27 protein-coding genes are annotated in these 24,257 nt (G+C 58.3%); 17 read left to right on the top strand and 10 right to left on the bottom strand.

What is annotated here, in order from left to right:
• Positions 1-22 precede the first annotated feature (22 nt).
• From meaB to ACR0AI_RS10830, 4 genes are all read left to right on the top strand, one after another.
• Complete coding sequence (meaB, locus tag ACR0AI_RS10845; RefSeq protein ID WP_480674096.1) at positions 23-994, top strand: methylmalonyl Co-A mutase-associated GTPase MeaB; 972 nt, start codon at positions 23-25, stop codon at positions 992-994.
• Between the two features lie 221 nt (positions 995-1,215).
• Positions 1,216-1,503, top strand: a complete 288-nt coding sequence (gene rpmB, locus ACR0AI_RS10840) for a 50S ribosomal protein L28 (RefSeq protein ID WP_085794823.1) — start codon at positions 1,216-1,218, stop codon at positions 1,501-1,503.
• A 397-nt stretch (positions 1,504-1,900) separates the two neighbouring features.
• Positions 1,901-2,251, top strand: a complete 351-nt coding sequence (locus ACR0AI_RS10835) for a hypothetical protein (RefSeq protein WP_480674098.1) — start codon at positions 1,901-1,903, stop codon at positions 2,249-2,251.
• 45 nt (positions 2,252-2,296) lie between these two features.
• On the top strand, positions 2,297-2,779 hold the full coding sequence (locus tag ACR0AI_RS10830) for a copper chaperone PCu(A)C (protein WP_480539971.1): 483 nt from the start codon (positions 2,297-2,299) through the stop codon (positions 2,777-2,779).
• Between the two features lie 97 nt (positions 2,780-2,876).
• Here ACR0AI_RS10830 and ACR0AI_RS10825 read toward each other — a convergent pair whose 3' ends face one another.
• Together ACR0AI_RS10825 and ACR0AI_RS10820 are read right to left on the bottom strand one after the other, a co-directional pair.
• Positions 2,877-3,485: an HdeD family acid-resistance protein gene (locus tag ACR0AI_RS10825; protein ID WP_480674101.1), complete on the bottom strand. Its 609-nt coding sequence runs from the start codon at positions 3,483-3,485 to the stop codon at positions 2,877-2,879.
• A 62-nt stretch (positions 3,486-3,547) separates the two neighbouring features.
• Entirely contained in the window at positions 3,548-4,240 is a 693-nt protein-coding gene (locus ACR0AI_RS10820) for an NAD-dependent deacylase (protein WP_480674230.1), read from the bottom strand.
• Between the two features lie 28 nt (positions 4,241-4,268).
• On the opposite strand from ACR0AI_RS10820, the gene ACR0AI_RS10815 reads away from it, so the two are divergent.
• A complete protein-coding gene (locus ACR0AI_RS10815; protein ID WP_480674103.1) occupies positions 4,269-4,712 on the top strand; it encodes a low molecular weight protein-tyrosine-phosphatase in 444 nt (147 codons plus the stop codon).
• On the opposite strand, the gene ACR0AI_RS10810 is transcribed toward ACR0AI_RS10815, so the two are convergent.
• The 3 genes from ACR0AI_RS10810 to ACR0AI_RS10800 form a co-directional block, all read right to left on the bottom strand.
• On the bottom strand, positions 4,709-5,662 hold the full coding sequence (locus tag ACR0AI_RS10810; protein WP_480525234.1) for a LysR family transcriptional regulator: 954 nt from the start codon (positions 5,660-5,662) through the stop codon (positions 4,709-4,711). The two genes, ACR0AI_RS10815 and ACR0AI_RS10810, sit on opposite strands and share 4 nt — an antisense overlap.
• A gap of 66 nt (positions 5,663-5,728) precedes the next feature.
• On the bottom strand, positions 5,729-6,037 hold the full coding sequence (locus tag ACR0AI_RS10805) for a hypothetical protein (RefSeq protein ID WP_480674105.1): 309 nt from the start codon (positions 6,035-6,037) through the stop codon (positions 5,729-5,731).
• Positions 6,038-6,039: 2 nt separating this feature from the next.
• Positions 6,040-7,140, bottom strand: coding sequence for a Hint domain-containing protein (locus tag ACR0AI_RS10800; RefSeq protein WP_480674107.1), 1,101 nt, complete (start codon positions 7,138-7,140; stop codon positions 6,040-6,042).
• Between the two features lie 162 nt (positions 7,141-7,302).
• Here ACR0AI_RS10800 and lepA point away from each other — a divergent pair, with 162 nt between their 5' ends.
• The 3 genes from lepA to ACR0AI_RS10785 all read left to right on the top strand — a co-directional run bounded on the left by lepA (position 7,303) and on the right by ACR0AI_RS10785 (position 10,751).
• Entirely contained in the window at positions 7,303-9,102 is a 1,800-nt protein-coding gene (gene lepA, locus ACR0AI_RS10795) for a translation elongation factor 4 (protein ID WP_480597793.1), read from the top strand.
• Between the two features lie 166 nt (positions 9,103-9,268).
• Positions 9,269-10,186 (top strand): LAPAL motif-containing putative phage structural protein, encoded by a 918-nt coding sequence (locus ACR0AI_RS10790; protein ID WP_480674110.1) that lies wholly within the window; start codon positions 9,269-9,271, stop codon positions 10,184-10,186.
• A 385-nt stretch (positions 10,187-10,571) separates the two neighbouring features.
• A complete protein-coding gene (locus ACR0AI_RS10785) occupies positions 10,572-10,751 on the top strand; it encodes a CTP synthetase (protein WP_170665619.1) in 180 nt (59 codons plus the stop codon).
• Positions 10,752-10,864: 113 nt separating this feature from the next.
• Here the strand turns inward: ACR0AI_RS10785 and ACR0AI_RS10780 are convergent, their stop codons facing one another.
• Together ACR0AI_RS10780 and ACR0AI_RS10775 are read right to left on the bottom strand one after the other, a co-directional pair.
• On the bottom strand, positions 10,865-11,641 hold the full coding sequence (locus ACR0AI_RS10780) for a Bax inhibitor-1/YccA family protein (RefSeq protein ID WP_170377970.1): 777 nt from the start codon (positions 11,639-11,641) through the stop codon (positions 10,865-10,867).
• Positions 11,642-11,819: 178 nt separating this feature from the next.
• Positions 11,820-12,035, bottom strand: a complete 216-nt coding sequence (locus tag ACR0AI_RS10775; RefSeq protein WP_480674112.1) for a DUF1127 domain-containing protein — start codon at positions 12,033-12,035, stop codon at positions 11,820-11,822.
• Positions 12,036-12,158: 123 nt separating this feature from the next.
• Between ACR0AI_RS10775 and ACR0AI_RS10770 the strand changes: the two genes are divergently transcribed.
• Positions 12,159-13,040 carry a LysR family transcriptional regulator gene (locus ACR0AI_RS10770; RefSeq protein WP_480525225.1) on the top strand — a complete coding sequence of 294 codons (882 nt, stop codon included), beginning with the start codon at positions 12,159-12,161 and terminating at the stop codon, positions 13,038-13,040.
• On the opposite strand, the gene ACR0AI_RS10765 is transcribed toward ACR0AI_RS10770, so the two are convergent.
• Complete coding sequence (locus ACR0AI_RS10765) at positions 13,037-13,993, bottom strand: NADPH:quinone oxidoreductase family protein (RefSeq protein WP_480674114.1); 957 nt, start codon at positions 13,991-13,993, stop codon at positions 13,037-13,039. The two genes, ACR0AI_RS10770 and ACR0AI_RS10765, sit on opposite strands and share 4 nt — an antisense overlap.
• 326 nt (positions 13,994-14,319) lie before the next feature.
• Here ACR0AI_RS10765 and ACR0AI_RS10760 point away from each other — a divergent pair, with 326 nt between their 5' ends.
• From ACR0AI_RS10760 to ACR0AI_RS10750, 3 genes are all read left to right on the top strand, one after another.
• Positions 14,320-14,691 carry a helix-turn-helix domain-containing protein gene (locus tag ACR0AI_RS10760; RefSeq protein WP_170377978.1) on the top strand — a complete coding sequence of 124 codons (372 nt, stop codon included), beginning with the start codon at positions 14,320-14,322 and terminating at the stop codon, positions 14,689-14,691.
• A gap of 45 nt (positions 14,692-14,736) precedes the next feature.
• Entirely contained in the window at positions 14,737-15,528 is a 792-nt protein-coding gene (hisN, locus tag ACR0AI_RS10755; protein WP_480674117.1) for a histidinol-phosphatase, read from the top strand.
• A gap of 114 nt (positions 15,529-15,642) precedes the next feature.
• Positions 15,643-16,980, top strand: a complete 1,338-nt coding sequence (locus tag ACR0AI_RS10750; protein ID WP_480674119.1) for an 8-oxoguanine deaminase — start codon at positions 15,643-15,645, stop codon at positions 16,978-16,980.
• A 61-nt stretch (positions 16,981-17,041) separates the two neighbouring features.
• Here ACR0AI_RS10750 and guaD read toward each other — a convergent pair whose 3' ends face one another.
• The gene (gene guaD / locus ACR0AI_RS10745; RefSeq protein ID WP_480674121.1) at positions 17,042-18,331 is read right to left on the bottom strand and encodes a guanine deaminase; all 1,290 of its coding nucleotides are present in this window, start codon (positions 18,329-18,331) and stop codon (positions 17,042-17,044) included.
• A 143-nt stretch (positions 18,332-18,474) separates the two neighbouring features.
• Here guaD and mgtE point away from each other — a divergent pair, with 143 nt between their 5' ends.
• Both mgtE and ACR0AI_RS10735 read left to right on the top strand, forming a co-directional pair.
• Positions 18,475-19,866 carry a magnesium transporter gene (mgtE, locus tag ACR0AI_RS10740; RefSeq protein WP_480674123.1) on the top strand — a complete coding sequence of 464 codons (1,392 nt, stop codon included), beginning with the start codon at positions 18,475-18,477 and terminating at the stop codon, positions 19,864-19,866.
• Positions 19,863-20,420, top strand: a complete 558-nt coding sequence (locus tag ACR0AI_RS10735; protein ID WP_480674125.1) for a 5-formyltetrahydrofolate cyclo-ligase — start codon at positions 19,863-19,865, stop codon at positions 20,418-20,420. The genes mgtE and ACR0AI_RS10735 overlap by 4 nt, the downstream gene beginning before the upstream one ends.
• 10 nt (positions 20,421-20,430) lie before the next feature.
• On the opposite strand, the gene ACR0AI_RS10730 is transcribed toward ACR0AI_RS10735, so the two are convergent.
• Complete coding sequence (locus ACR0AI_RS10730) at positions 20,431-20,664, bottom strand: DUF333 domain-containing protein (protein WP_170639380.1); 234 nt, start codon at positions 20,662-20,664, stop codon at positions 20,431-20,433.
• Between the two features lie 89 nt (positions 20,665-20,753).
• Between ACR0AI_RS10730 and ACR0AI_RS10725 the strand changes: the two genes are divergently transcribed.
• The 3 genes from ACR0AI_RS10725 (at position 20,754) to ACR0AI_RS10715 (ending at position 24,254) form a co-directional block, all read left to right on the top strand.
• Complete coding sequence (locus ACR0AI_RS10725) at positions 20,754-21,566, top strand: TIGR00282 family metallophosphoesterase (protein ID WP_170377991.1); 813 nt, start codon at positions 20,754-20,756, stop codon at positions 21,564-21,566.
• A gap of 77 nt (positions 21,567-21,643) precedes the next feature.
• The gene (locus ACR0AI_RS10720) at positions 21,644-23,422 is read left to right on the top strand and encodes an SLC13 family permease (protein WP_480674128.1); all 1,779 of its coding nucleotides are present in this window, start codon (positions 21,644-21,646) and stop codon (positions 23,420-23,422) included.
• Positions 23,423-23,519: 97 nt separating this feature from the next.
• Entirely contained in the window at positions 23,520-24,254 is a 735-nt protein-coding gene (locus tag ACR0AI_RS10715) for a YbaY family lipoprotein (protein WP_480674130.1), read from the top strand.
• Positions 24,255-24,257 lie beyond the last annotated feature (3 nt).

Raw genomic sequence — 24,257 nt, 5'->3', positions numbered from 1 at the left:
GGATTCTAAAGGGACCGGACGGATGGACATAGCTGACTTGGGCGACAGGATATTGCAAGGCGAGCGTCGGGCCTTGGCGCGTGCAATCACCTTGGTCGAAAGCCAGCGGGAAGATCACCGGGCGCAAGCGACCGAGTTGCTGTCCCATCTGGCGCAGTCCGGGCGGCAATCCCTGCGGATTGGCCTGTCGGGCACGCCGGGTGTCGGCAAGTCCACCTTCATCGAAAGCTTTGGCATGATGCTGATCGGGCAGGGGCTACGCGTTGCGGTTCTGGCTGTCGATCCAAGCTCGGCCCGTTCGGGCGGCTCGATCCTAGGTGACAAAACCCGGATGGAGCGCCTGAGCCGCGAGAAAAACGCCTTTATCCGCCCCTCTCCCAGCCAAAGCCACCTTGGCGGCGTCGCCCGCCGCACCCGCGAGGCCATCGCCCTGTGCGAGGCAGCAGGCTACGATGTCGTCCTGATCGAAACCGTGGGCGTCGGCCAGTCCGAAACCGTGGTCTCGGAGCTGTCGGACCTGTTCCTGCTGCTGCTGGCCCCGGCAGGCGGGGATGAGTTGCAAGGCGTGAAGCGCGGTATCATGGAGATGGCGGACATCATCCTGATCAACAAGGCCGACGGAGACCTGAAGGCAACCGCAACCCGCACTTGCGCCGACTACGCCGGTGCCCTGCGCCTGTTGCGCAAGCGGCCTCAGGACCCCGAAGGTTTCCCGAAGGCGATGGCTGTTTCTGCGGTTGAGGAACATGGGCTGGACAAGGCATGGTCAGAAATCCAGAGCCTGACCGAGTGGCGGCGCGAAGCAGGGCACTGGCAGTCCAACCGCGCCGCGCAAGCCCGCTATTGGTTCGATCAGGAGGTGCGGCATTCGCTGCTTGCACGCCTCGAAACGGCGCAGGCCAAGGCGCAGATGGCGCAGCTTGATGCCGAGGTATCCCAAGGCCGCCTCAGCCCCGCCGCCGCGGCCGAGAAAATGCTGGCGAGCCTGGTCTGATGACACTTGCATCTTTTCAAAAATACTCACGCCGTAGGCACGGCCCGGCGGGCCGTTCGGTTGCAAGAGGTTTCGGAAAAGAATCCGTCCGCTGCGTCTTGACCCTTCCAGCGATTCCCACTACACGCATCCAACCAGTTTTCGGGCGCGACTTCGGGTTGTGCCCCTTGTGATTTGGCCGCAGGCGTTTTGCCGGGCCTCCAGAAACAAAGGAAGAAACCATGTCGCGCCGTTGCGAACTGACCGGAAAAGGCCCGATGACTGGCAACAATGTCAGCCACGCCAAAAACAGAACTCGTCGTCGTTTTCTGCCGAACCTGAACGACGTTACCCTGCAGTCCGAGACCCTGGGTCGCGGTGTTAAGCTGCGCATCTCGGCAGCTGCCCTGCGCTCGGTCGACCACCGTGGTGGTCTGGACGCGTTCCTGGCGAAAGCCAAGGACGAAGAGCTGTCGGCAAATGCTCTGAAAGTGAAAAAGGAAATCGCTAAGGCACAAGCCGCAGCCTAAGTCCTTGCACTTATTAGAATTTCAAAGCCTCGAACCTAAGTGGTTCGGGGCTTTTTTGTTTGGAAACGATTAGTGGGAACTGTGAAGATTTGGGAAACAAAATCCTCTTGAGTGATCTTGTTCACAGACCGGGGCGCCCTATTTTTGACACTATTGGCTTATCAACAACGAGTGTTGTCCAATGTCATTTAAGAGTTTTTATTTCTTTCTTTTGCTGAGTAAGCTGGCAAGTAAGACAATTTCCGCATGTTCCCGGATGCAGCGCCGGGTGAACCGGTCTCATACCAGCCTCACAAAGGGAACCGTAAAGCGGCGCGGCCTGGAATACTGAAGCGATTTCGGGCGCGACGGTTTGGCGCTTGAAGCCCGTTAGCTCAGCGGCCTATATCGAGGCCGAATGAAACGTTTCGTGCCTCGAATACTGCCTGTTGTGATGTGCCTGTTGGTTGTTCTGACAGGGCAGGGATTGGCCGTTTCGCGCGGAGTTGACCGCGCCATCGGCCAGATGGTGCTGTGTACGGGCACAGGACCCGTTGTCTTCTATATGGATGCGGACGGGCAGCCGACAGCGCCTCCGCACTATTGTCCTGACTATGCTTTAGTTCTGCTGGGGGCGGTTAATCCGCATCCTCTGGTCATGCCCGATGTGCCTCTGTTGGGTGGTGTTCAGCCGCTCAGCCGCGATGAAAACCTGATCGCGCTGCCGTTGCCGCGGAAACCGGCGCGAGCCCCTCCGGCAACGGTCTGATTTCCTTTCGATACAAGTCAGACCAAAAGAAATAGGAGAGGCGAGATGTCCCTCAAATCCACTCTGTTCGCAACACTGGCCGGGTGCTTATTGGCCGTTCCAGCCCTTGCCGCCGATATCATCGTTGTAGACGACGCATATGCGAGGTCGTCTGGTAAGGCGGCCAAGGCGGGCGCGGCCTTTATGGTGATACAGAACACCAGTGACACCGACGATCGCCTGATCCGTGCGGCTTCGGACGTATCGGCTCGGGTCGAGCTTCACACCCATATGATCGACGATGCGGGCGTGGCCAAGATGGTGCATGTCGAGGAAGGCTTTGTGATTCCAGCGGGTGAGAGCTTTACGCTCAAGCGCGGGGGCGCCCATGTGATGTTCATGGGGCTGAAGAACCCGTTTGAGCAAGGCAAGATGCTGCCGGTTACGCTGGTTTTTGAAAATGCAGGTGAGGTCGTGGTTGAGATTCCGGTTGATCTGGAACGCCAGGACAAGCACGGCCATGACAACCACGGGTCGCATTCGAACTAGGTGAACGCCTGTCTTCGGGCCGCGCTGCGGCCTTCATCCATGCGTAAGGCCGGGCAAGGAGCCCGGCCTTTTGCGTCTCTGGGCTGGTGTTGGCACTTTAGCGATTGATGGTTTTCATGCCGACCCGGTCGCTGGCGTTGTGTAGACGAGTGGCCAGCCAGAACATCACGGCTGCAATCGCGAGGGCTGAAAAGGCGATGGCCCACCCCAGCGCAATCAATGCAACGGCTGGCCATATCATCAGCACCAGTCCAATGATCAGGGCTGCGATCCCTGATACACGCATCGAGCCGCGTTGAGGGTCGCGTTCATTCATTTGTTGTGAAGCGGCCAGTGAGCCGATGCCGATGATCAATGCCCAGGCCCCCAGCAGGAAGAAGGCCAGCTTGACGGTGCCTTCCGGCCAGATCAGTAGGATCAGGCCGATCAGAACAGCGCCGATGGCCGCCCCGCCCAACAGTCCGCGGCGACCAACCCCCAGCAGGGTCAACCCGCCGTCGATGATCAACAGTGCCCCAACCAGCCGCAGCAACAGCGCGATGCTGCCGGACGGCCAAAACAGCGCAGCGATACCAACCGCACCCGCCAGAACCCCACGTATCAGGAACGTCCACCATAGGCTTGAGAGTTGCGCGCTCAGCCTGTCTCGCTCGGTCATGCTGCCATCGTCCAGAATCTCGCCGGTTTGTGGGTTTTGGTCGGTCATTTTACGGCCTCTTGAAAAACCTTGTTGAAATAGAGTGGGGTCGTCCCGCCTTGTCGTTCGCACTAGGTTTGGATTTGTAGTAAGCGATCAACCCATTTTGGCACAGTTTCGGACGCTTTGCCCAGAAGATGGTCGTCGAAGCCTCCGCCCGTCGGCTCAAGATTGATCTCGATAGTTCGCGCCCCAACTGCTCCAGCTTCGTGGACAAAAGCCGCCGCCGGATAGACTTGGCCTGATGTGCCGATCGCAGTGAAGATCGTGGCGGAGGCATGGTGATCGAAAATCTCCTCCATATGATAGGGCATTTCCCCAAACCAGACCACGTCAGGGCGCGCGGTGGGGGCATTGCAGGCCGGGCAGGGCTCGCCCACCTCCATCTCAGGCGGTGCTGTCCAGCGGTGGCCACAGGATGCGCAGAGCGCGCCGGATAGTTTCCCGTGCATGTGGATCACATCCTGCGCGCCGCCGGCCTCGTGCAGCCCGTCGACATTCTGTGTGACGATCACAACCTCGCCCGGAAAGTCCCGTTGCAGCCGGGCAAGCGCCTTATGCGCTGCGTTGGGTTCCACCTTGGCGGCCTGCACGCGGCGGGCGTTGTAAAACCCCTGAACCAAGGCAGGATCGCGGGCGAAACCTTCGGGCGTTGCCACATCCTCGATCCGGTGTTGCGCCCATAGGCCGCCCTCATCGCGAAAGGTGCTGAGGCCGCTTTCGGCGGAAATCCCGGCTCCGGTCAGAATGACGATCTTTTCCATATGCCCCTCACGCGTTACAGATTGGCCCATGACACATCGTATCCTCTTTGTTTGCCTGGGCAATATCTGTCGGTCTCCTGCGGCCGAGGGCACTTTTCGCGCTCGCGCGCCCCACCATGAAATCGACAGCGCCGGGACGGCAGCCTGGCATATCGGCAAGCCGCCTTATGGCCCGATGCAATCCGCGGCAAAAGCGCGGGATATCAAGCTGGACGATCTGCGGGCCCGGCAATTCGTGGTTGAGGATTTCGAGCGGTTCGACCTGATTGTTGGAATGGACGCCGAGAACATCGCGAATATTGAGGCCCTGCGCCCGGTCGGCAATCAGACCCAAGTGCGTCTATTGACTGATTTTGCGCCTCATGCCGGCGCGGATCACGTACCTGACCCGTACTACACGCGGGATTTCGACGGCGCGCTGGATCTGATCGAAACCGCAGTTGAAGGGCTTGCCACGCATCTTGAGGGCTAGCTGTCCATCACCTTCAATTGCCCGCTGAGCCAGGGCAGCTTGGCAATGGCTGGATCGATCATCTGGCTTTGCATCAGCCGTCGCATCATGCCCGAAACCTCTTGCGGAACCTGATCGGACCAGTCAGTGCGGGTGAACAGCGATATCGTGCGCGAAAACGCGCCAAGCGGGCAGGGATGGGCCTGCAGGTCCTCGTGGAACCGGGCCGCTCGCATATATCCCAGCGGTGTGGTGATCGCCCAGCCCAAGCCCCGCGCCACCATCGCCATCAGGGCCAGGTGTGAGCCGATCTCGAACCGCTCCTCGAACTCGATTTGCTGTCGGGCGATATGGCTTTCAATCTGACGGCTGATCAGCTGCTCTCGCGCATATCGCAGGAAAGGCAGCTTCTCGACGGCCTCGGTTCCATTGCCGACGCTGCTCGGCGCGACCAGAATGAAGGGGTCCTGCACCAAAGGGTACTCGACCACACCCTCCAGTACCTCGCCGCTATGGGCCGAGACGGCCATATGCAGGCGCTGTGCCTCAAGTTCGGAAAACAGGTCAAGGCTGGGCAGGGTGATCAGCTTGAATTTCGAGCGCGTCAGGCTGTCGGCCAGAAGGGTCGCAAGCCGCGGTGTCAGGTCGTTGTCGAAATCGTCGATTAAGCCGATGGACAGCGTAGTGAGATGGCCAAGATCCATCACAGTCAGCTCGCTCTGGGCCATCTGCAGCTCGGACAGAACCGCCTGCGCGCGGGTGAGAAAGCTGCGCCCGGCCTGCGTCAGCCGCATCGGCCTGCGCCCGTGGTCCACCAGATCGGTGCCGATGGCCTTTTCCAGATTGCGCAATTGCTGAGAAACCGAGGGCTGGCTGAGCCCCGTGATCTCGGCCGCTTGCGCCACCGATCCTGTCCGGGCCAGCGCCTCGAACACCTCAAGGCCCCGCAGGGTCAGCCCTTTCATCACCATAAGATACACCTTTCGCTGCGCCTTTTCTGGGGCGCAGCGGGCATCAGGTCAAGGTTTCAGAAGGGCCTAGCTGCAGATCGCCTGCGCCATCTGGCCAAAGTTCTGATACCGGTCCCACAGCGCGTCATCGTGTGCAGTCTGAGACATCTTCAATTGTTGCGCCTGATGGGGGTCTGTGAACCATTTCGAGACGGTCTTCTGATCACTGCGCGTCAACGCTTGATCTGCCACGCGCTGGATGCAACTACACCGGTCCCGCGTCGCCGCCTGACGATCCGACGCCAAACACGCCCGCTTAATCTGCGATGCCTCTGCAATCGGAGCCATAGCCGTCAGCGATGCCGCACAAAATGCGATTAGGAGGAACTGTTTCATGCTCATGCCTCGTTTTTGCCTGCTTGGAGGGATCTTGTGCCCCTCTCAATCTGCGAGGGAGTATGAATCAAACATGGCTTAGGATCAATACGTAGGACTTCACAAAGCAAGACCGTGGCTTCACGACGTCTTAGTGGCATTCGTGCGATCTGCATCGGCCCGGCCGCTAAGGGGCCGATATTCCCAAAAAACAAAGCGTCTGGCTCTGCGTCCCGAGGCGTTTTCGCAACAAACATGCTTTCTGACTCAATCCCGTTGGCCTTTATGATACTATGCCGATCAAGCAAGATGTGATGATAGCAAACGGCGCGTGCATCGGAGAAGCAGGCAAGACCAACATCAACAAGGCTGATTGCAGGAACAAATACGTCCGGTGCCCCAAACATTAGCTCAGCCGCAGGGTGCGTGATCAGTAGCCGATGTTGCTGTGAAACGCTGAGTGCAATTGGATTTTGCAATGGGCCGGGGGGAATTTCTATAGCTCGAAAATTTCCGTTCGCGATGACATCTCGGGACCCGACCCAAGCGATCGGCAGGTGCCCGTCATCTTTCGTCCAGACCCAGTCGCCCACCTGGAGCTTCTCAATAGGGATATCACCCTTTAGGGTCTCTATGAGTGTTCCGCGGCAAAAGCAGATGGGGCTCGCAAAGTCTGAGGATTCAAAGCTCGGACCCTCTTGTGTACTGACGACGGTTAGTGGGGTATCTGATGGAGGAAACCCGCCCGGACCGCCGATGAAAGCTATCCCTTCAACTGTACCAAAGGCGGGGGAGGAGTTATTCACATTGAAGGCAACCGCCTGATAGGTATTGGTCCCATCCGTCAGGGTTATTCCATATTCGGCCTCAACCCGAGTGCCACTGGAAAACAACGTCCCATCGATTGTTTGGTCACCATCCAAGCGCTGATTGCCATCATTGTCTGCAAAGCGCGTGTCTGAACCTGCGTCCGTTATGAAGACTTCTGTAGCAGCTCGCGAGTCGATCGTGATTGTTTCGCCAATCAGATGGATGCCGGTGCCCTGGGTGAGGCCGTCCAGCCCTTGCGCGACCGAAATTGTTAGCTGGCTTTCGCCCAAAACGAAGATAGAATAGTCGGCCACCTGACAGCTGCTTTCTGGTTCTTATTCGGATCAGTCGCTCTAAGCATTCTACCCATTGGGTAGAATCCGGTAAATGCCACTGCTCAGAAAGCTGAGAGAATGGCCTTTTTAGCAACGCTTCAGCGCTTGACGAGACCACAAACTCCGGACATATCCCAATCCATGACAGACCTCGCTCATATCCGCAATTTCTCCATCGTCGCGCATATCGACCATGGCAAATCCACCCTTGCTGACCGGCTCATCCAAGAGACCGGAACTGTCAAGGATCGCGACATGAAGGAGCAGCTGCTCGACAGCATGGATATCGAGCGCGAGCGTGGCATCACCATCAAAGCCAACACGGTTCGTATCGACTATACCGCCGACAATGGCGAGCAATATGTGCTGAACCTGATCGACACCCCCGGCCACGTGGACTTTGCCTATGAGGTCAGCCGCTCCATGCGCGCGGTTGAGGGCTCTCTGCTGGTTGTGGACTCGACCCAAGGGGTCGAGGCGCAGACGCTGGCCAACGTGTACCAAGCCATCGACGCCGACCATGAGATCGTGCCGGTGTTGAACAAGATCGACTTGCCTGCTTCCGACTGTGATCGCGTGGCCGAACAGATCGAGGATGTAATCGGCATCGACGCGACCGACGCCATTCAGGTCAGCGCCAAGACAGGGCAGGGCATCCACGAAACGCTGGAAGCCATCGTGCAGCAACTGCCTGCGCCGCAGGGCAATCTGGACGCGCCGCTCAAGGCGATGCTGGTGGATTCATGGTACGACGCCTATCTCGGCGTCATCGTTCTGGTCCGCATCATGGACGGCACGCTGAAAAAGGGTATGCGGGTCAAGTTCATGTCGAACAACACCCTGCACCATGTCGACCGCGTCGGGGTCTTCCGGCCTGAAATGGAGATGGTCGACAGCCTCGGCCCCGGTGAGATCGGCTTTCTGACCGCATCGATCAAACAGGTCCGCGACACTCGCGTGGGTGATACGATCACCAATGACCGCAACGGGACCGAAGACGCTCTGGACGGCTTCAAACCCGCGCAGCCGGTGGTGTTCTGCGGCCTCTTTCCCGTCGACAGTTCTGAGTTCGAAGACCTGCGCGATGCGATCGACAAACTGGCCCTGAACGACGCTAGCTTCAGCTTTGAAATGGAAACCTCGGCCGCGCTGGGCTTTGGCTTCCGCTGCGGCTTCCTCGGGCTGTTGCACCTTGAGGTCATCCGCGACCGCATCGAACGCGAATATGATATCGAGCTCATCACAACCGCGCCGTCGGTGATCTATCACGTCTACATGAAAGACGGCGAGATGATCGAGCTGCACAACCCCGCCGACATGCCCGACCCCTCCAAGGTCGACCATATCGAGGAACCGCGCATCAAGGCGACCATTCTGGTTCCCGACGAATACCTCGGCGATGTGCTGAAACTCTGCCAGGATCGCCGCGGCATCCAGCTGGACCTGACCTATGCGGGCACCCGCGCCATGGTCGTCTATGACCTGCCGCTGAACGAGGTCGTCTTTGACTTCTACGACCGCCTGAAATCGGTGACCAAGGGCTATGCCTCGTTCGACTACCAGATGACCGGCTATACCGAGGATAATCTGGTCAAGATGTCGGTGCTGGTGAATGACGAACCCGTCGATGCGCTTTCAACCATGGTCCACCGCGACCGGGCCGAGATGCGGGGCCGGGCGATGTGCGAAAAGCTCAAAGACCTAATCCCGCGCCACATGTTTAAAATCCCGATCCAGGCCGCCATCGGAGGCAAGGTCATCGCCCGCGAGACCCTCTCGGCGCTGCGCAAGGACGTGACCGCCAAATGCTACGGAGGCGACGCCACGCGGAAACGCAAACTGCTGGACAAGCAGAAAGCGGGGAAAAAGAAGATGCGCCAGTTCGGGAAAGTGGATATCCCGCAGGAGGCGTTTATTTCAGCACTTAAAATGGACAGTTAAGGCTGTCCATTTTAATTGGCGGTGGGCGAAAGCGGTTGGCGTAGCCAACCTGCGTGCCCACACGGTGGAATAGTTGAATACGCAATCCACACCTGCGAAACACTGCTCTCAGATTGATTTCTGTTCGAGGGATTCACTTTTGAGTGGATGTGGCTAGAGTGCACGCATGGTTAGAAGAATACATATTTTAGACGAAGAACCGAATGCCGACGCAGATCTTATTCTGAAGATCAATTACGATCCAAACATTGGTTCGGCGGCCCGCGCATTTGAAATTGCAGCAGACTTGATCCATTCGCTAGAGGATATGGACCGAGTTTTTACTCAGACGATCGACGCGGAACTTGAGACCGCGTTGATTGTGGAAGACCTCCAAAAGTCGAGCCTAAAGATATTTCTGCGGAATGTGCTCAAAAGCCTCCCTGATGAGGCTTTGAAGGATGCGGACATAAAAAAGTTGATAGGCCACTATTTGGTTAAAGCTAAGTATGCCGCGATTGAGTGGCTGGATGAACCGGCAAACGAGAACAGAAAGCTCACAGATTTGACGGAGGAAATTGCCGAATTAGCAAGAGCGACTGAAGTTCGCCAACTGCCGGACTATCCTCCTCCCAATCCAACAAGATTGTCTCAACCTCTCGATAGGTTTCAGGAAACAAAGCGCAAGTTTTCATCTGGAGAAAGTTTAACGATTACCCTTGGAAAAGAGGACTATGAGGTCAACCTCGAAAGCGATTGGTTGCCGTCCGAGACGAGTGAAGACACCGGTAATGAAAAGGAGTTGGTTAATGAGCAGGATTTGTTCCTTGTCATTGGAAAACCTGATTTCATCGGAAACGCCAAGTGGACTTTCAAACACGGCAAGAAGACTCTGTCATTAAATATTTTTGATGAAGAATGGCTTTCAAATTTCAAGAAAGGTAGTTTCCCGATTAAGCCAGGGGACGCTCTTAAGGTGCGGCTGAGAGTCGAGCATCACTATGATGCAAAAGGGAATCTGACTAGTTCGTCAGAGGAAATAGTAAAAGTCTTTGAAGTGATCGAGGACGCTGGAAGCCCCAGCGACTTGTTTGACGATCCTTAGCTTTTTGTCCCGATCAACCCTCCCGACCGGCGGAACCGCCGGGCCGCGCCGACCCGCCCCCATGGGGCGGCGCGTTTGCGCGACCCCTCGGGTCGGCGCTGCCCTCCGTTCTAGTGATCAACCGTTGCGAATGCTCTAGCGCTCCGGGGCTCCGCGTTTGCGGCTGAGTTCGTCCACTGGACGACTTCCGGGACGCCGCTCATCCGCTTGGAATGGTCGCGGTTCTTCCCACCTTCATTCAGCCGCTCCGCTTGTTTCCTCGAACGGATACCCTCAGGTCGTTGCGAGCGATCTGTTACTCCCCAAACCTCTGACCCAGATCAAGGACCGAATTTGATCAACGCGCTAGTGTTTCCGCACAGTTGAATACCTGAATGAGGTCGCAATGCTCCCCCTGATGTTGATCGTTCATATCTTCCTCGGCTCTACCCTCGCAGGCACAGCGGTTATTGCTGTTCTGGTGATGGGCTACACCGCAGTCCTGCCAATCGTGCTGGCGGCTGTGGTGGGGTTTGTGGCGGCCTTTCCGGCCTCGTATCTGGTGGCGCGCAAGCTGGAGGGGTGACGCTCGGCCATCACCTGTGAGCTACAGGTTCCGTCACGCATATTTCGAAAACAAAAAACCTGCCAAGATCGGGTCCTGGCAGGTTTGAATGGTTTCTGCAGTGGGGGAGAAGTTTACTCTCGGTTCCCCAGCAGTTGCAGCAGGAACATGAACATGTTGATGAAGTCCAGGTACAGGCTCAGCGCGCCCATGATGGCGGCTTTGCCCAGCCACTCCTGATCACCGGCATGTGCCATCTGCAGGTAGGTGTTCTTGATCTGCTGCGTGTCATAGGCGGTCAGGCCGGCGAAGATCAGAACGCCGATTACCGAGATCGCGAAGGCCATGGCCGACGAGGCCAGGAAGATGTTGACCACCATCGCGACGATCAGGCCGATAACTCCCATGATCAGGAAGGTGCCCATGCCCGACAGGTCTTTCTTGGTCGTGTAGCCGTAGAGCGACAGGCCGGCGAAGGCGATCGAGGTGATCAGGAAGACCTGAATGATCGACTGACCGGTGAAGGCGATGAAGATCCAGCTGATCGACAGGCCCATCACGGCGGCGAACGAGTAAAACACCAGCTGTGCAGCCGCAGCCGACATGCGGTTGATCATGGCGCTGAAGCCGAACACAAAGGCCAGCGGTGCAAACATGATCACCCATTTCAGCGGCGAGACATAGATTGAATGACCCAGCGCGGTCAGGTAGGTGTTCGCGTTCAGCTGCGCTACGGCCGCCGACGGATCGGTGGTGATCGACAGACCCGAGATCGCCCAGGCTGCGAGGAAGGTGATGAACATGCCAACGGACATCGTGCCGTAGACTTTGTTCATATGGGCGCGAAGGCCCTCATCAATCTCGGCGGCGCGTGCGCCTGCGGCCGTCCGAATCGTATCGAATTGTGCCATTTACAAAGGTCTCCCTAAACGTATCTGCGTGCGGCCCGTATGTATTGGCCACTTTCCTGCTGAATATCGGCAACTGCAGGCTGTGTTTCAAGAGTTTCTGCGGTATTTCCGCTTAAAATACGCAACAAAAACGGCGACCTGCTGCCGCAGATCGCCTATCGCTGAAAAAACATGAGTATTAAAGACAGCTTTTCCAGAACTGCGGGGCATCCCAGATGGGGCGGCGGGCCTCAGCGTCGGCCTCGGCACGGGTGATGCCGATGTCGTTCAGGGCGCGGGCATCCAGCAGAGCCAATTGTTGGCGTTGACGTCGTACGGACAGGACGGACCGTATACGCGCAAACAGGGATTGTTTGTGCTGGGGGCAGGGGCGGTTCAGGGCGATCGAGTTCATGGTCTGTCCTTTCGTTTTTCAGATGGTTTAAATTGGTCTCATCAACTTCCTTGATTTATATGGCGAGTTAGGGCACATTTTAAAAACGAATATTTTTGATTGGATGCATAAGGATTCGTGAACATGAGAAATCTGGACATCACCACATTGCGATCCTTTGTGGCTGTGGCCGATCAGGGCGGCGTCACACGCGCGGCAGGGTTTCTGCATCTGACGCAATCAGCCGTCTCCATGCAGTTGAAACGCCTGGAAGAGCTTTTGGATCTGGAGCTTCTGGATCGCAGCGGGCGGACTATCGCGCTGACCGCCTCGGGCGAGCAGTTGCTGGCCTATGCCCGTCGGATGATTGCTTTGAATGATGAGGTGATCTCGAAACTCACGGATCAGGCCTTTGAGGGCGAGGTGGTTCTGGGTGTCCCTCATGACATTGTCTATCCGGCGATCCCGCGCGTACTTCAGCGGTTCAATGCCGATTTCCCGCGTGTGCGGGTGCAGTTGATCTCATCCTATTCGCTGCAGCTAAAGGATATGTTTAAGCGCGGAGAATGTGATCTGATCCTGACGACCGAGCCTTCGTCATCCGACGGCTCTGAGACCATTGCTGAGCTGCCTCTACGCTGGATCGGGGCTCCCGGTGGCTCGGCCTGGCGCAAGAATCCGTTGCCGATTGCGCTGGGGCGGCGCTGCATGTTCCGCCCGCAGGTTATCGCGGCGCTGGATGCCGCAGGTATACCGTGGGAGCTTTCCGTCGAAACCGAGAATGACCGCACCATCGAAGCCACCGTCAGCGCTGATCTGGCGATTCACGCGATGCTGGACGGCACCGAGGCCGCACACCTTGAACAGATCGACTCGGGTGGTGTTTTGCCCGAGCTGCCAGCGCATATGATCAATCTCTACGGAGGAGAGCCGGGGCGTGATGCAATCATCGAAGCGTTGGCGCAACTGGTGCGACAGAATTTCCGCATGCTAGGCGGCACGCCCCTTCGGGCGGTGGCGGGCTAGGGCGTAATCACGATTTTGCCGGTGGATTTGCGCTCTTTTAACAGGCGCAGGCCTTGTTCGACTTCGTTCAACGGAAGGGTATGGCTGATATGAGGGGTGATCTTCCCTTCGGCATGCCATTGGAACAACGCCTGAAAGCTGTTGCGCACGATATCGGGGCGGAACCTCAGATAACCGCCGATATAGAAGCCTATCACCGTCAGGTTCTTGACCAACAGTTGGTTGGCCGGGATTTGAGGGACATCGCCTCCGGCAAAGCCGATGGGCAGTAGACGACCTTCGGGGTTGGTGGCGCGGAAGGCGGCTTTGAATATGTCGCCGCCAATCGCGTCATAGACCACATCAGCGCCTCCCAACTCTTTGACGCGGGCGCGCAGGTCTTCCGAGGCGTCGATCAGGTGATCCGCCCCGGCGGCCTGCGCAACGGCCAGCTTATTCGCACCGCGCGCTTGGGCGATCACGGTCGCGCCCATCAGTTTGCCGATTTCCACCGCGGTCAGTCCGACGCCACCGGCAGCTCCGGTCACGAGCAGGGTTTCACCCGGCTGCAACCGGGCGCGATGGTCCAGTGCCAGATGGCTGGTCCCGTAGGCGATCTGAATGGCGGCAGCCTCTTCAAAACTGGTCTCATCCGGGATGGGGATGGCCCGATCCGCGTCGAACACGCCGTACTCGGCCAACCCGTCCTTGCCCGAGTACACGGCGACACGGTCACCAACCTTCAAGCCAGAGACTTCTGGCCCCAATTCTTCGACAACGCCGGCGATTTCCATGCCTAAAGTGAACGGAGGGTTTGGCGTATCCTGATATGTGCCCTTCTGCATCAGCAAATCGGCGAAGTTCAGGCCGCATGCTTTGATGGCGATTCTGACCTGTCCCTCGGCAGGTGTCGGCGTGGGTATTTCGACAATTCGCGCGTCGGAGCCTTTGGATTCAATGCGATGTGCAAGCATGATGGTTCATCTCGGTTTTCAGGGAATAGGTCGCAGTATGAGCGAAATTGTCAATGCGTTCAGCTGATTGAGCGCGCTAACGAAAACAGTTTGGTCCGGCCGCGCCGCCAAAATCCCAGAGATGCACAACCATAAACCAATGTACAGAGATTCCAATTCAACCAACTTGAAAAAAAAGTCAAAAGCGGCAATATTGGACGGCAGTGCTGTATCGGGGGATCGCACATGTCTGGTTGGGGGATGCTTATGGGGACTTCTCTAACTTCTGTTTATGTGAACGGCGCGAAGTCCCGCAACAGATGTGTGTGTAGTAGAGGAGAATACCAATGACTCATCACGTCGATGTCCATGTGGGCAAGCGTGTCCGACATCGCCGCTGGCTGATTGGCATGACCCAACAGCAGTTGGCGCAGCAAGTTGGTATCAAGTTTCAGCAAATTCAGAAATATGAAACCGGGGCGAACCGAATCAGTGCCTCCCGTCTGTGGGACATTGCCGATGCGCTGGACGTACCGGTCAGCTTTTTCTTTGAAGGTCTTGAAGAAGGCCAAAAAGAGAAATCCGACAAGAGCGCGCTTCCTGCTGACCTGATGGGTGACAAGGAAGCTCTGGATCTGGTGCGCTCTTACTACGCGATTCCGGAAAACCAGCGTCGCCGCTTGTTCGAACTGGCACGCGTTCTTAGCGACGTTGCCTGATCACCACGGCTTGACACCGGCCTGTGTTCGCAGCACCTGTGCTGCATGAGCCAGACCGACCTAACCGACCTTGAAGTTGCCGAAGAAATGGCTGACGCCGCGCGCGCAGCCATCCTTCCGTATTTCAGACAGACTAATCTCGAAACTGACAACAAGCTGGCTGGCGGGTATGACCCCGTCACTGTGGCTGACCGCGCGGCGGAACAAGCCATGCGGGCGGTTCTGGCACAGCGTCGGCCAGAAGATGGCATTCTTGGTGAAGAATTCGGGCAGGTTGAGGGGACTTCGGGCCGGATCTGGGTACTTGATCCGATCGACGGCACCCGAGGGTTCGTCAGCGGTACACCGACCTGGGGCGTGCTGATCGCTCTGTCCACTCAAGATGGTCCGATCATAGGCGTGGTGGATCAGCCCTATATCGGTGAGCGTTTTGTGGGCGGATCAGACATAGCTCAACTGACTGGGCCTTTGGGCACAACTGCGTTGAAAACGCGTGGGACAAAGGTGTTAGAGCAGGCAACCCTGTTCACGACCTTCCCTGAGGTTGGCACGTCAGAGGATCGTGCAGGTTTTCACGCCGTCGCTGAGTTGGTTCAACTGACCCGCTATGGCATGGACTGCTACGCCTACGCCCTGCTTGCCGCCGGTCAGGCAGATCTGGTGATCGAGGCCGGGTTGAACGCCTATGATATTCAGGCACCGATTGCGGTGATCGAAGCCGCAGGCGGTATCGTCACCGATTGGCAAGGTGGCCCGGCCCACAATGGCGGAAGGGCGTTGGCCGCCGCCAACGCTGAAATTCACGCCGCGGCGTTGGAAATCCTGCGTAACTATTGAATGTCGTTGCCGTCTTGGCCGCGCGTAGGTAAGCTGGCCCAAGCCGGTTCTTGCGCCCGTTTTCCGCTGGCTGATGCACTCCTTGCTTGAGACGGGCAAAAGCAGGAGCGTGAAATGCCCGAAATACTGATCAAAAACGCCGATACCATCCTAACAATGGATGATGATCGCCAGGAACTGCACGGCGCGGATATCCTGATCCGAGGCGGCCAGATCGCCGAAATCGGCCAAGACCTGACCACGACCGGAGAGATTCACGATGCCTCGGGCTGCGTCATCACACCCGGGTTGGTGAATACGCATCACCACCTTTACCAAACTCTGACACGGGCGGTTCCGGGCGGGCAGGACGCTTTGCTGTTTGGCTGGCTGCAGACGCTCTACCCGATCTGGGCGCGTTTCGGATCGGATGAGATGTTCACTTCGGCACAGATTGGGCTGGCCGAACTTGCCTTGTCGGGCTGCACGCTCAGTTCCGATCACCTGTACCTCTACCCGAACGGAGCGCGGCTTGAGGACACGATTGCCGCCGCCTCGGAATTGGGGATTCGCTTTCATCCCACGCGCGGGGCGATGAGTATCGGTGAAAGTGACGGAGGCCTGCCGCCCGATAGTCTTGTCGAGCGTGAGAAAGACATTCTCAACGATATGATCCGCGTGGTGGATGCGTTTCACGATCCTTCCGAGGGGTCGATGTGCCGGGTGGGCCTTGCACCGTGTTCGCCCTTTTCCGTCAGCCGCGACCTGATGCGAGACGCAGCACTACTGGCGCGCGACAAGGGGGTGATGCTGCATACGCATCTGGCCGAGAATGACGAAGATATCGCCTATTCCGAAGCTCAATTCGGCTGTCGTCCCGGTCAATATGCCGAGGAGCTGGGCTGGACCGGAGCAGATGTCTGGCATGCCCATTGCGTGAAACTGGATGGGGTCGAGATCGATCTGTTCGCAAGGACGGGAACCGGAGTGGCCCATTGCCCCTGCTCGAACTGTCGCCTCGGGTCTGGCATAGCGCCAGTAAGAACCATGAGGGATAAAGGCGTGAAGGTGGGGCTGGGCGCGGACGGGTCGGCCAGCAATGACAACGGCAACCTGATGCTCGAGGCGCGGCAAGCTATGTTGCTGCAACGCGTGGTGAATGGCGCAGACGCCATGTCCGCCCGCGAAGCGCTTGAGATCGCGACACGGGGTGGCGCCGACGTGCTTGGACGGCCCGATTGCGGCCGACTGATGCCGGGTAAACGGGCCGATATTGCCGTCTGGGATACCCGCACAAGCCTCGAAAGCGCGGGCAGTTGGGACCCGGCAGCCTTGCTTCTGGCGGGTCCAATGCAGGTCAAAAATCTGTTCGTTGAAGGCCGCCAGATCGTGCGCGACGGTCAGATCACGACGATTGACCTGCCGCGCACCATCGAAACCCAAAAACGTCTGGCCCGCGCACTTGCCCAATAGCGGAATCCGCCCTTCATCTGGCTAAAAATATCCACGCCGGAGGCATGTGCCGAAGGCGCATTCAACGGGCGACCTGTGCCCCTCCGATCCAGACATCAGCGATAGCGCGGTCGTCGCCCATCATGATGGTGGGGAACACGGCCTCCCACAGATCATCGGCATGGGCCTCGCGCTGGGCGATGGCTGGGGTCGAGGCTAGGTCGATCACCACCAGATCGGCCTCCATCCCCGGGGCGACATTCCCGATGCAGTCATCCATTCGCAGCGTTCGAGCCGACCCGACTGTACCCAGCCAAAGCAATTGCGCCGGGTGCAAAGGGCGACCGCGCAGCTGGCCGATCTCATAAGCAGCGGCCATGGTGCGCAGCATCGAAAAGCTGGACCCGCCACCGGTATCGGTGGCCAGGCCAACGCGGTGGCCATCTCGGATCAACCCGTTCATGTCGAATAGGCCCGACCCGATGAAGGTGTTCGAGGTCGGGCAATGCACCAAGCCGGCGTCCACCTCGCGCAGCCGATCCCGCTCACGATCTTCTAGATGGATAACGTGACCATAGAGGCCGTTTTGACCCAGCAGGCCGAATTTTTCGTAGGTATCAAGATAATCGCGCGCATCCGGGAACAGGGACCGGACCCATTCGATCTCATCGGTTTGCTCGCTCAGGTGGGTTTGCATCAAGCAATGTGGGTGTTCCGCCCAGAGCGCGCCCAAAGCCTCAAGCTGTTCGGGCGTCGAGGTGGGCGAGAACCGAGGCGTGATCGCGTAAGACAGACGATCCACGCAGTGCCATTTCTCCAACAGGGCCTGAGACTGGTCATAGGCCGTTTGCGCGGTATCCCGGAGCCCTTCGGGTGCGTTGCGGTCCATGCAGGTTTTGCCTGCAACAACCCGTTGGCCGCGCTGTTGGGCGACCGAGAAAAAGGCATCGACGCTTTCAGGGTGAATCGTGCAGAAACTGCACATGGTCGTCGTTCCATGTGCGGTGGTTAGGTCGAGGTAACGGTTGGCGATCTCGGTGGCGTAGTCGATATCGCCGAACTTCATCTCTTCGGGGAAGGTATAGGTGTTCAGCCAGTCGATCAGCCGCTTGCCCCAGCTAGCGATCATGGCGGTCTGAGGGAAATGCACATGCGGGTCGACAAACCCGGCCATGATCAGATGAGAGCCGTAGTCCGTAATCTCGGCATCCGGATGCGCGGCGCGTAGGCTATCCAGCGCGCCGACTGCCTGCACACGCCCATCCTCGATCACGACCGCTTCGTCGAGTTTGGTGCAATCCGTTGGCTCTCCATCAAAAGGGGAGCCGTCGAAACTCAGAACGCGCCCTTTCAAAAGCGTCTTTTGCGCCATTCGCCTTGTTCCTTAGCTGTTTGAGCCCGGTCATCAGCATATGCGTGCGAAACTTGAGGGTAAATCGGCGCATTGTCATTGTTTTCCGGTAGCTGCTTCTTCTAATTAGGGGCCAATAGCATGATCAAGAACGGGAGCAGCACATGACCACAGGCATTGATGATCCCGTAACCGACTCCGCTGACGAAGACGTTTACGCGCTGGACCGCCGTACCGTTGCAGCGATCCTGTTTGCCGTGGACGTGGATGATCGCGACAAGCTGGTCGAGTTGATGGAGCCGCTGCACGCAGCCGATATCGCGGACCTTCTGGAGCAGATCAATCCCTACGACCGTGCGCGCCTGATCCGTCTCTATGACAAAGAATTCGACGGCGACATCCTGTCGGAACTGGATGAGGCCGTCCGGGAAGAGGTAATTGGTGTCCTGAAACCCGACGTTCTGGCCGAAGCGGTTCGGGAAATGGACAGCGACGATGTCGTCGACCTGCTGGAGGATCTGGAAGAGCCGCAACAGGAGACGATTCTGGACGCGCTTGAGGATTCCGAGCGGGTCGCGGCAGAGCAGGCGCTCTCGTATCCCGAAAACTCGGCCGGTCGTTTGATGCAGCGCGAGGTGGTCATGGCGCCCGAGCATTGGACGGTGGGGCAGGCCATTGATTTCATGCGCGCCAATGATGACCTGCCGGAACAATTCTATCATGTTGTGCTGGTTGATCCCCGCCTGAAGCCTGTTACGCAGATCACCTTAGGCAAGCTGATGGCTGCACGGCGCGAGGTGCCGCTGAGGGACCTGGCGGAAGAAGAATTCCACATCATCCCTGTCGATCAGGACGAAGAGGATGTGGCCTATGCTTTCAACCAGTACCACCTGATCTCGGCCCCCGTGGTCGATGCCGATGGCCGTCTGGTCGGGGTCATCACCATCGACGACGCTATGGTGGTTCTGGACGAAGAACACGAGGAAGACATTCTGCGTCTGGCAGGGGTGAGCGACGAAAGCTCGATCTCGGACAGTGTCGCCGCGACCAGCCGTCGGCGTTTGCCGTGGCTTGCGGTGAACCTGTGTACGGCGATCTGTGCCTCGCTGGTGATTTCGCAATTCGAGGCTGCGATTGATCAGCTGGTGGCGCTGGCGATCCTGATGCCGATTGTCGCCTCTATGGGTGGCAATGCAGGGACACAATCGCTGACGGTAGCGGTTCGGGCGTTGGCCACGCGCGACCTGACCGCCTCGAATGTCATGCGTGTCATACGGCGAGAGCTGTTGGTCGGTATGCTGAACGGCCTGTGCTTTGCGATCGTTCTGGGCACGGTGGGGATGCTTTGGTTCGATTCACCGCTGCTTGGGGTCGTGATCGGGTCTGCTTTGGTCGTGAACATGATCATCGCAGGTTTTGCAGGTACGGTAGTACCGGTCTTGCTGGACCGAATGGGCATTGACCCGGCGCTGGCATCGGGGACGTTTGTGACAACCACAACGGATGTCATGGGCTTCTTCATCTTCTTGGGACTTGCCAGCGTGGTGCTTCTGTGACCGATCTGACTGAAATCAAAGCGATGGCGCGCAAGGCCGCGTTTGCCCGTCGCAAAGCGGCGTTTGATGCCTCTTTGCCGGGCGCTGCGGGCCGTTTGTCCGAGATACTGGGAGGCCACCGAGGCGTGCCCATGTCGGGCTACATGCCAATCCGGACAGAGATCGACCCGCTGCCTGCAATGGCTGAGGCCACAGCCTACGGTCCCGTTGGTGTGCCGGTGATTCAGGCCGCGGGGCAGCCGCTGAAATTCTCGCGTTGGACGCCCGAGGGCGCTTTGAAGGATGGGCCGTTCGGGGCGAAAGTGCCCGAGGCCGATGACTACTTCGACCCCGAAATTCTGATTGTTCCTCTGGTGGCTTTTGACGCCAAGGGCGGCCGTCTGGGCTATGGCGGCGGGTTCTACGACCGCACGTTGGAAGGGCTGCGCGCCAAACGCCCAACCCTGGCGATCGGCTTTGCCTTCGATGCGCAAGAGGCCGAAGGACTGCCGTTGGAGCCCACCGATCAGTCGTTGGATATGGTAATCACGGAAAGCCGGATTCTGACGTTCTAAGGCTGCCTCGTTAGATCGAGTGGTTCTCACGGAAGTATTCCCAAGCGTCTACCTCGCGGCCGCTGGCCAATATGCAAACGCCGGTTTGCCCGTCGGCGCCGTCGCGGATTTCATATTTGCCACCGCTTTCCACGCAGAATGTGGCCGCAGGGTTGGCAATCTGGGTATTGGAATCGCTCGTGGCTGCCTGATCGCAAGCGGCAAGCGCAGTGAGGCCAAGGGCAGACAATAGGATACGCGACATCAAGTTTCTCCGATCTAAAGGGCTTTGACGGTTTATTACGGCAGCATAACCACTTGTGCTTCGCGTTGACCAGACTTACGACCGTTGGGATGAGGATACTTTTTCTGGGTGACGTCATGGGCCGCGCGGGACGCACGGCCATCCAACAGCATCTGCCGCGTCTGCGCGACGAATGGCGGTTGGATTTTGTTGTGGTCAATGGCGAGAACGCCTCGAACGGGATGGGGCTGTCCGGGGATCATGCTAAACTGCTACTCGATGCGGGCGCGGATTGCGTGACGCTGGGCGATCATGCTTTCGACCAGAAAGACATGCTGCAACACATCGAAAAAGAGTCCCGCATCGTGCGCCCGGTGAACTTTGCCAAGGGCGCGCCGGGGCGGGGCCACCGCCTGTTCAACGCACCCGGAGGGCGCAAGGTTCTGGTGGTTCAGGTTCTGGGCCAGGTTTTCATGAAGCGGCCCTTTGATGACCCGTTCTCGGCGGTCGAGCCGATATTGAAGTCCCACCCGCGTGGCGGACAGGCCAATGCCATCATCGTGGATATGCATTGCGAGGCGACATCCGAGAAAATGGCGATGGGCCACTATTGCGACAAGCGCGCCAGCCTTGTGGTGGGCACGCACACGCACGTACCGACGGCGGATTCGCAGATTCTGCCCGGCGGCACCGCTTATCTGACAGATGCGGGGATGTGCGGTGACTATGACTCGGTCATCGGTATGGACAAGGTCGAGCCGATGCGACGATTCATCACTGGTATGCCCAAGGCGCGTTTTTCCCCGGCCAACGGCGAGGCAACCCTCAGCGGAGTATTCGTCGAGACCAATGATCAGGATGGCAGCGCAAAATCAGTGCGTATGGTGCGCGTGGGTGGTCGGCTGGAGCAGGCCGGGCCGTAAATGCTTGCCCTGATCATCGCAATGCGGGAAACTGGGTGTACGGCGCTTGGGCCTAGGGTTCGGACTGAAAACCACGAATGCAATTCCTCTCACTGACAGACATGGGCAGCGCAATACTGGCGCTTTTGGTGGTCGCGGGCATGTTCGTGATGTTCCTGCGCGAGGTCTACCCGACCGAGGTCGTGGCCATTGGTGGCGTCGCACTGATGCTGGTGACGGGCATTCTGCCGTATCAAAACGCGCTGGCCGTTCTGTCGAACCCCGCGCCTTGGACGATTGCCGCGATGTTCATCATCATGGGGGCCTTGGTGCGGACCGGAGCGCTGGATGCGTTCACCTCAACGGCCCAGAAGCGGGCGCAGGTGAACCCGCGCATAGCGATTGCGTTGCTGATGGGGTTTGTGGTGGTGGCCTCGGCCGTGGTGTCGAACACGCCGGTGGTCGTTGTGATGATCCCGGTCTTTGTTCAGATCGCCCGCACGCTGAACGTACCTGCCTCAAAACTGCTGATCCCGCTCAGCTATGCCGCCATTCTGGGAGGCACACTGACTCTGATCGGGACCTCGACCAACCTGCTGGTGGATGGTGTGGCGCGGGCGCAGGGCATGCAGGCGTTCACGATTTTCGAAGTCACGCCGCTGGGTATCGTGCTGGTGATCTATGGCATGGTTTACCTGCGCTTCATCGCGCCGCGCCTTTTGCCGGAACGGGACAGCATGGCCTCGATGCTAAGCGACCGGTCTAAGATGAAATTCTTTACCGAGGCCGTCATTCCTCCGGAAAGTAATCTGATCGGGCGCGAGGTCACCGGCGTACAGCTGTTCAAGCGCCCCGGCGTGCGTTTGATCGACGTGCTGCGCGGCGACGACTCGTTGCGGCGCAACCTCAAAGGGGTGACGCTGAATGTCGGCGACCGAGTGGTTCTGCGCACCGAAATGACTGAGCTGCTGAGCCTGCAGAGCAACAAGGAACTCAAGCGGGTTGATCAGCTTTCGGCTGTCGAGACCAAAACGGTCGAGGTTCTGATCACTCCAGGCTGTCGGATGGTAGGTCGGACGCTGGGCACCATGCGTCTGCGCCGTCGTTATGGTGTCTATGTGCTGGCAGTGCATCGGCGGAACCAGAATATCGGGTTGCAGCTCGATGAGCTTGTCGTGCGGGTGGGGGATACTCTGCTGCTCGAAGGGTCTCCGGCTGACATCCAGAAGCTGGCCGCCGACATGGACATGGTCGATGTCACCCAACCCTCGGCGCGGGCCTTCCGCCGAAGCCATGCGCCCATTGCGATTGGATCACTGGTCGGAATCGTCGTTCTTGCGGCTCTCGGCGTTGCACCGATCTTGCTGCTGTCCATCCTAGCCGTCGCTGCAGTCCTTCTGACGCGCTGCATCGACGCGGATGAGGCGTTCTCCTTTGTCGAGGGTCGCCTGCTGGCGCTGATCTTTGCCATGCTGGCCATCGGGGCCGCCTTGGACGCGTCAGGTGCGGTGTCCCTGATTGTCGAAGCGGTCGCGCCGTCGCTGAGTGTTTTGCCTCCGTTCCTGATCATCTGGGCGGTGTACCTGCTGACCTCGGTTCTGACCGAGCTGGTTTCAAACAACGCGGTCGCCGTAGTTGTCACGCCGATTGCAATTGGTCTGGCGCAAGCCGTTGGGATGGACCCGCGTCCACTTGTGGTTGCTGTCATGGTTGCGGCTTCGGCTTCTTTCGCGACGCCGATCGGGTATCAGACCAACATGATGGTCTATGGCCCCGGCGGCTATCGGTTCACGGATTTCATGAAGGTGGGTATTCCGCTGAACCTGACCGTTGGGCTGTTGGCATCGCTTCTCATTCCGCTGTTCTGGCCGCTGTAGGATCGGCACTGACCCGCCGTCATTTTGCGGTGCCTCTTGCAAATCTTGGCCTATACACAAAGCTTTATGAATGTGTTTATGACAAGAGGATTGGATCATGCCTGCAAGAGGAACCGCAATTGCCGCGATCGCCTGCGCGATGATGGCGACCACTGGCTTTGCCGGAACAGTCGAAGGCTCGGCCAGCTATCGCGAAAGGATCGCCGTTCCGCCCGATGCAACCCTGTTTGTTGAGCTTCAGGATGTCTCGCTTGCTGATGCGCCAGCCGTAACGCTTGCGGCGCAACGCTACGCTCTGTCTGCCGTTCCGGCCTCGTTTCAGCTGAGCTATGACGACGCCCTGATCAAGGATGGGCACCGCTATTCTGTGAGGGCGACGATTACTCAAGGGCAAAAGCTGCTGTTCACCACGGACACGGCCTATCCGGTAATTTCAGATGAGGCCGGGAACTCCGTCGAGTTGATGCTCGTGCAAGTTCAGGCGCAGGGGGCGACAATGCTGGAGAATTCGGACTGGATAGCCGCATCGCTAAACGGTGAGCCGATCGAAACGGAGAGACGGCCTGAGCTGATCTTTGGCCAAGGTGGCGCGTTCTCGGGCACCGGCGGATGCAATCGGTTCACCGGTCAGGCCGAAATCTCAGGCAACCGCATCGAGTTTCCGGACAATATGGCGGCCACACTCATGGCTTGCCCGCCACCCTTGGATGAGATCGAACGCGCCTTCCTGAAAACAATGCAGAGCGTCACTACCTTCGCCGTGCAGGGCGACGCGTTGGCCCTTTTGGATGAGGCGGGCGAACCCGTCATCAAACTGGTTCGCAAGCAGTGACGA

Source organism: Ruegeria sp. BG3, assembly GCF_056538485.1.
Note: the sequence above shows the minus strand (reverse complement) of the source record. Positions and strands in the feature narration are given on the sequence as shown.

Bases quoted from the DNA above. Each gene is read 5' to 3' on its own strand.
- meaB (WP_480674096.1), top strand. From the start codon at position 23: ATGGACATAGCTGACTTGGGCGACAGGATATTGCAAGGCGAGCGTCGG.
- rpmB (WP_085794823.1), top strand. From the start codon at position 1,216: ATGTCGCGCCGTTGCGAACTGACCGGAAAAGGCCCGATGACTGGCAAC.
- ACR0AI_RS10835 (WP_480674098.1), top strand. From the start codon at position 1,901: ATGAAACGTTTCGTGCCTCGAATACTGCCTGTTGTGATGTGCCTGTTG.
- ACR0AI_RS10830 (WP_480539971.1), top strand. From the start codon at position 2,297: ATGTCCCTCAAATCCACTCTGTTCGCAACACTGGCCGGGTGCTTATTG.
- ACR0AI_RS10825 (WP_480674101.1), bottom strand. From the start codon at position 3,485: ATGACCGACCAAAACCCACAAACCGGCGAGATTCTGGACGATGGCAGC.
- ACR0AI_RS10820 (WP_480674230.1), bottom strand. From the start codon at position 4,240: ATGGAAAAGATCGTCATTCTGACCGGAGCCGGGATTTCCGCCGAAAGC.
- ACR0AI_RS10815 (WP_480674103.1), top strand. From the start codon at position 4,269: ATGACACATCGTATCCTCTTTGTTTGCCTGGGCAATATCTGTCGGTCT.
- ACR0AI_RS10810 (WP_480525234.1), bottom strand. From the start codon at position 5,662: ATGGTGATGAAAGGGCTGACCCTGCGGGGCCTTGAGGTGTTCGAGGCG.
- ACR0AI_RS10805 (WP_480674105.1), bottom strand. From the start codon at position 6,037: ATGAAACAGTTCCTCCTAATCGCATTTTGTGCGGCATCGCTGACGGCT.
- lepA (WP_480597793.1), top strand. From the start codon at position 7,303: ATGACAGACCTCGCTCATATCCGCAATTTCTCCATCGTCGCGCATATC.
- ACR0AI_RS10790 (WP_480674110.1), top strand. From the start codon at position 9,269: ATGGTTAGAAGAATACATATTTTAGACGAAGAACCGAATGCCGACGCA.
- ACR0AI_RS10785 (WP_170665619.1), top strand. From the start codon at position 10,572: ATGCTCCCCCTGATGTTGATCGTTCATATCTTCCTCGGCTCTACCCTC.
- ACR0AI_RS10780 (WP_170377970.1), bottom strand. From the start codon at position 11,641: ATGGCACAATTCGATACGATTCGGACGGCCGCAGGCGCACGCGCCGCC.
- ACR0AI_RS10775 (WP_480674112.1), bottom strand. From the start codon at position 12,035: ATGAACTCGATCGCCCTGAACCGCCCCTGCCCCCAGCACAAACAATCC.
- ACR0AI_RS10770 (WP_480525225.1), top strand. From the start codon at position 12,159: ATGAGAAATCTGGACATCACCACATTGCGATCCTTTGTGGCTGTGGCC.
- ACR0AI_RS10765 (WP_480674114.1), bottom strand. From the start codon at position 13,993: ATGCTTGCACATCGCATTGAATCCAAAGGCTCCGACGCGCGAATTGTC.
- ACR0AI_RS10760 (WP_170377978.1), top strand. From the start codon at position 14,320: ATGACTCATCACGTCGATGTCCATGTGGGCAAGCGTGTCCGACATCGC.
- hisN (WP_480674117.1), top strand. From the start codon at position 14,737: ATGAGCCAGACCGACCTAACCGACCTTGAAGTTGCCGAAGAAATGGCT.
- ACR0AI_RS10750 (WP_480674119.1), top strand. From the start codon at position 15,643: ATGCCCGAAATACTGATCAAAAACGCCGATACCATCCTAACAATGGAT.
- guaD (WP_480674121.1), bottom strand. From the start codon at position 18,331: ATGGCGCAAAAGACGCTTTTGAAAGGGCGCGTTCTGAGTTTCGACGGC.
- mgtE (WP_480674123.1), top strand. From the start codon at position 18,475: ATGACCACAGGCATTGATGATCCCGTAACCGACTCCGCTGACGAAGAC.
- ACR0AI_RS10730 (WP_170639380.1), bottom strand. From the start codon at position 20,664: ATGTCGCGTATCCTATTGTCTGCCCTTGGCCTCACTGCGCTTGCCGCT.
- ACR0AI_RS10725 (WP_170377991.1), top strand. From the start codon at position 20,754: ATGAGGATACTTTTTCTGGGTGACGTCATGGGCCGCGCGGGACGCACG.
- ACR0AI_RS10720 (WP_480674128.1), top strand. From the start codon at position 21,644: ATGCAATTCCTCTCACTGACAGACATGGGCAGCGCAATACTGGCGCTT.
- ACR0AI_RS10715 (WP_480674130.1), top strand. From the start codon at position 23,520: ATGCCTGCAAGAGGAACCGCAATTGCCGCGATCGCCTGCGCGATGATG.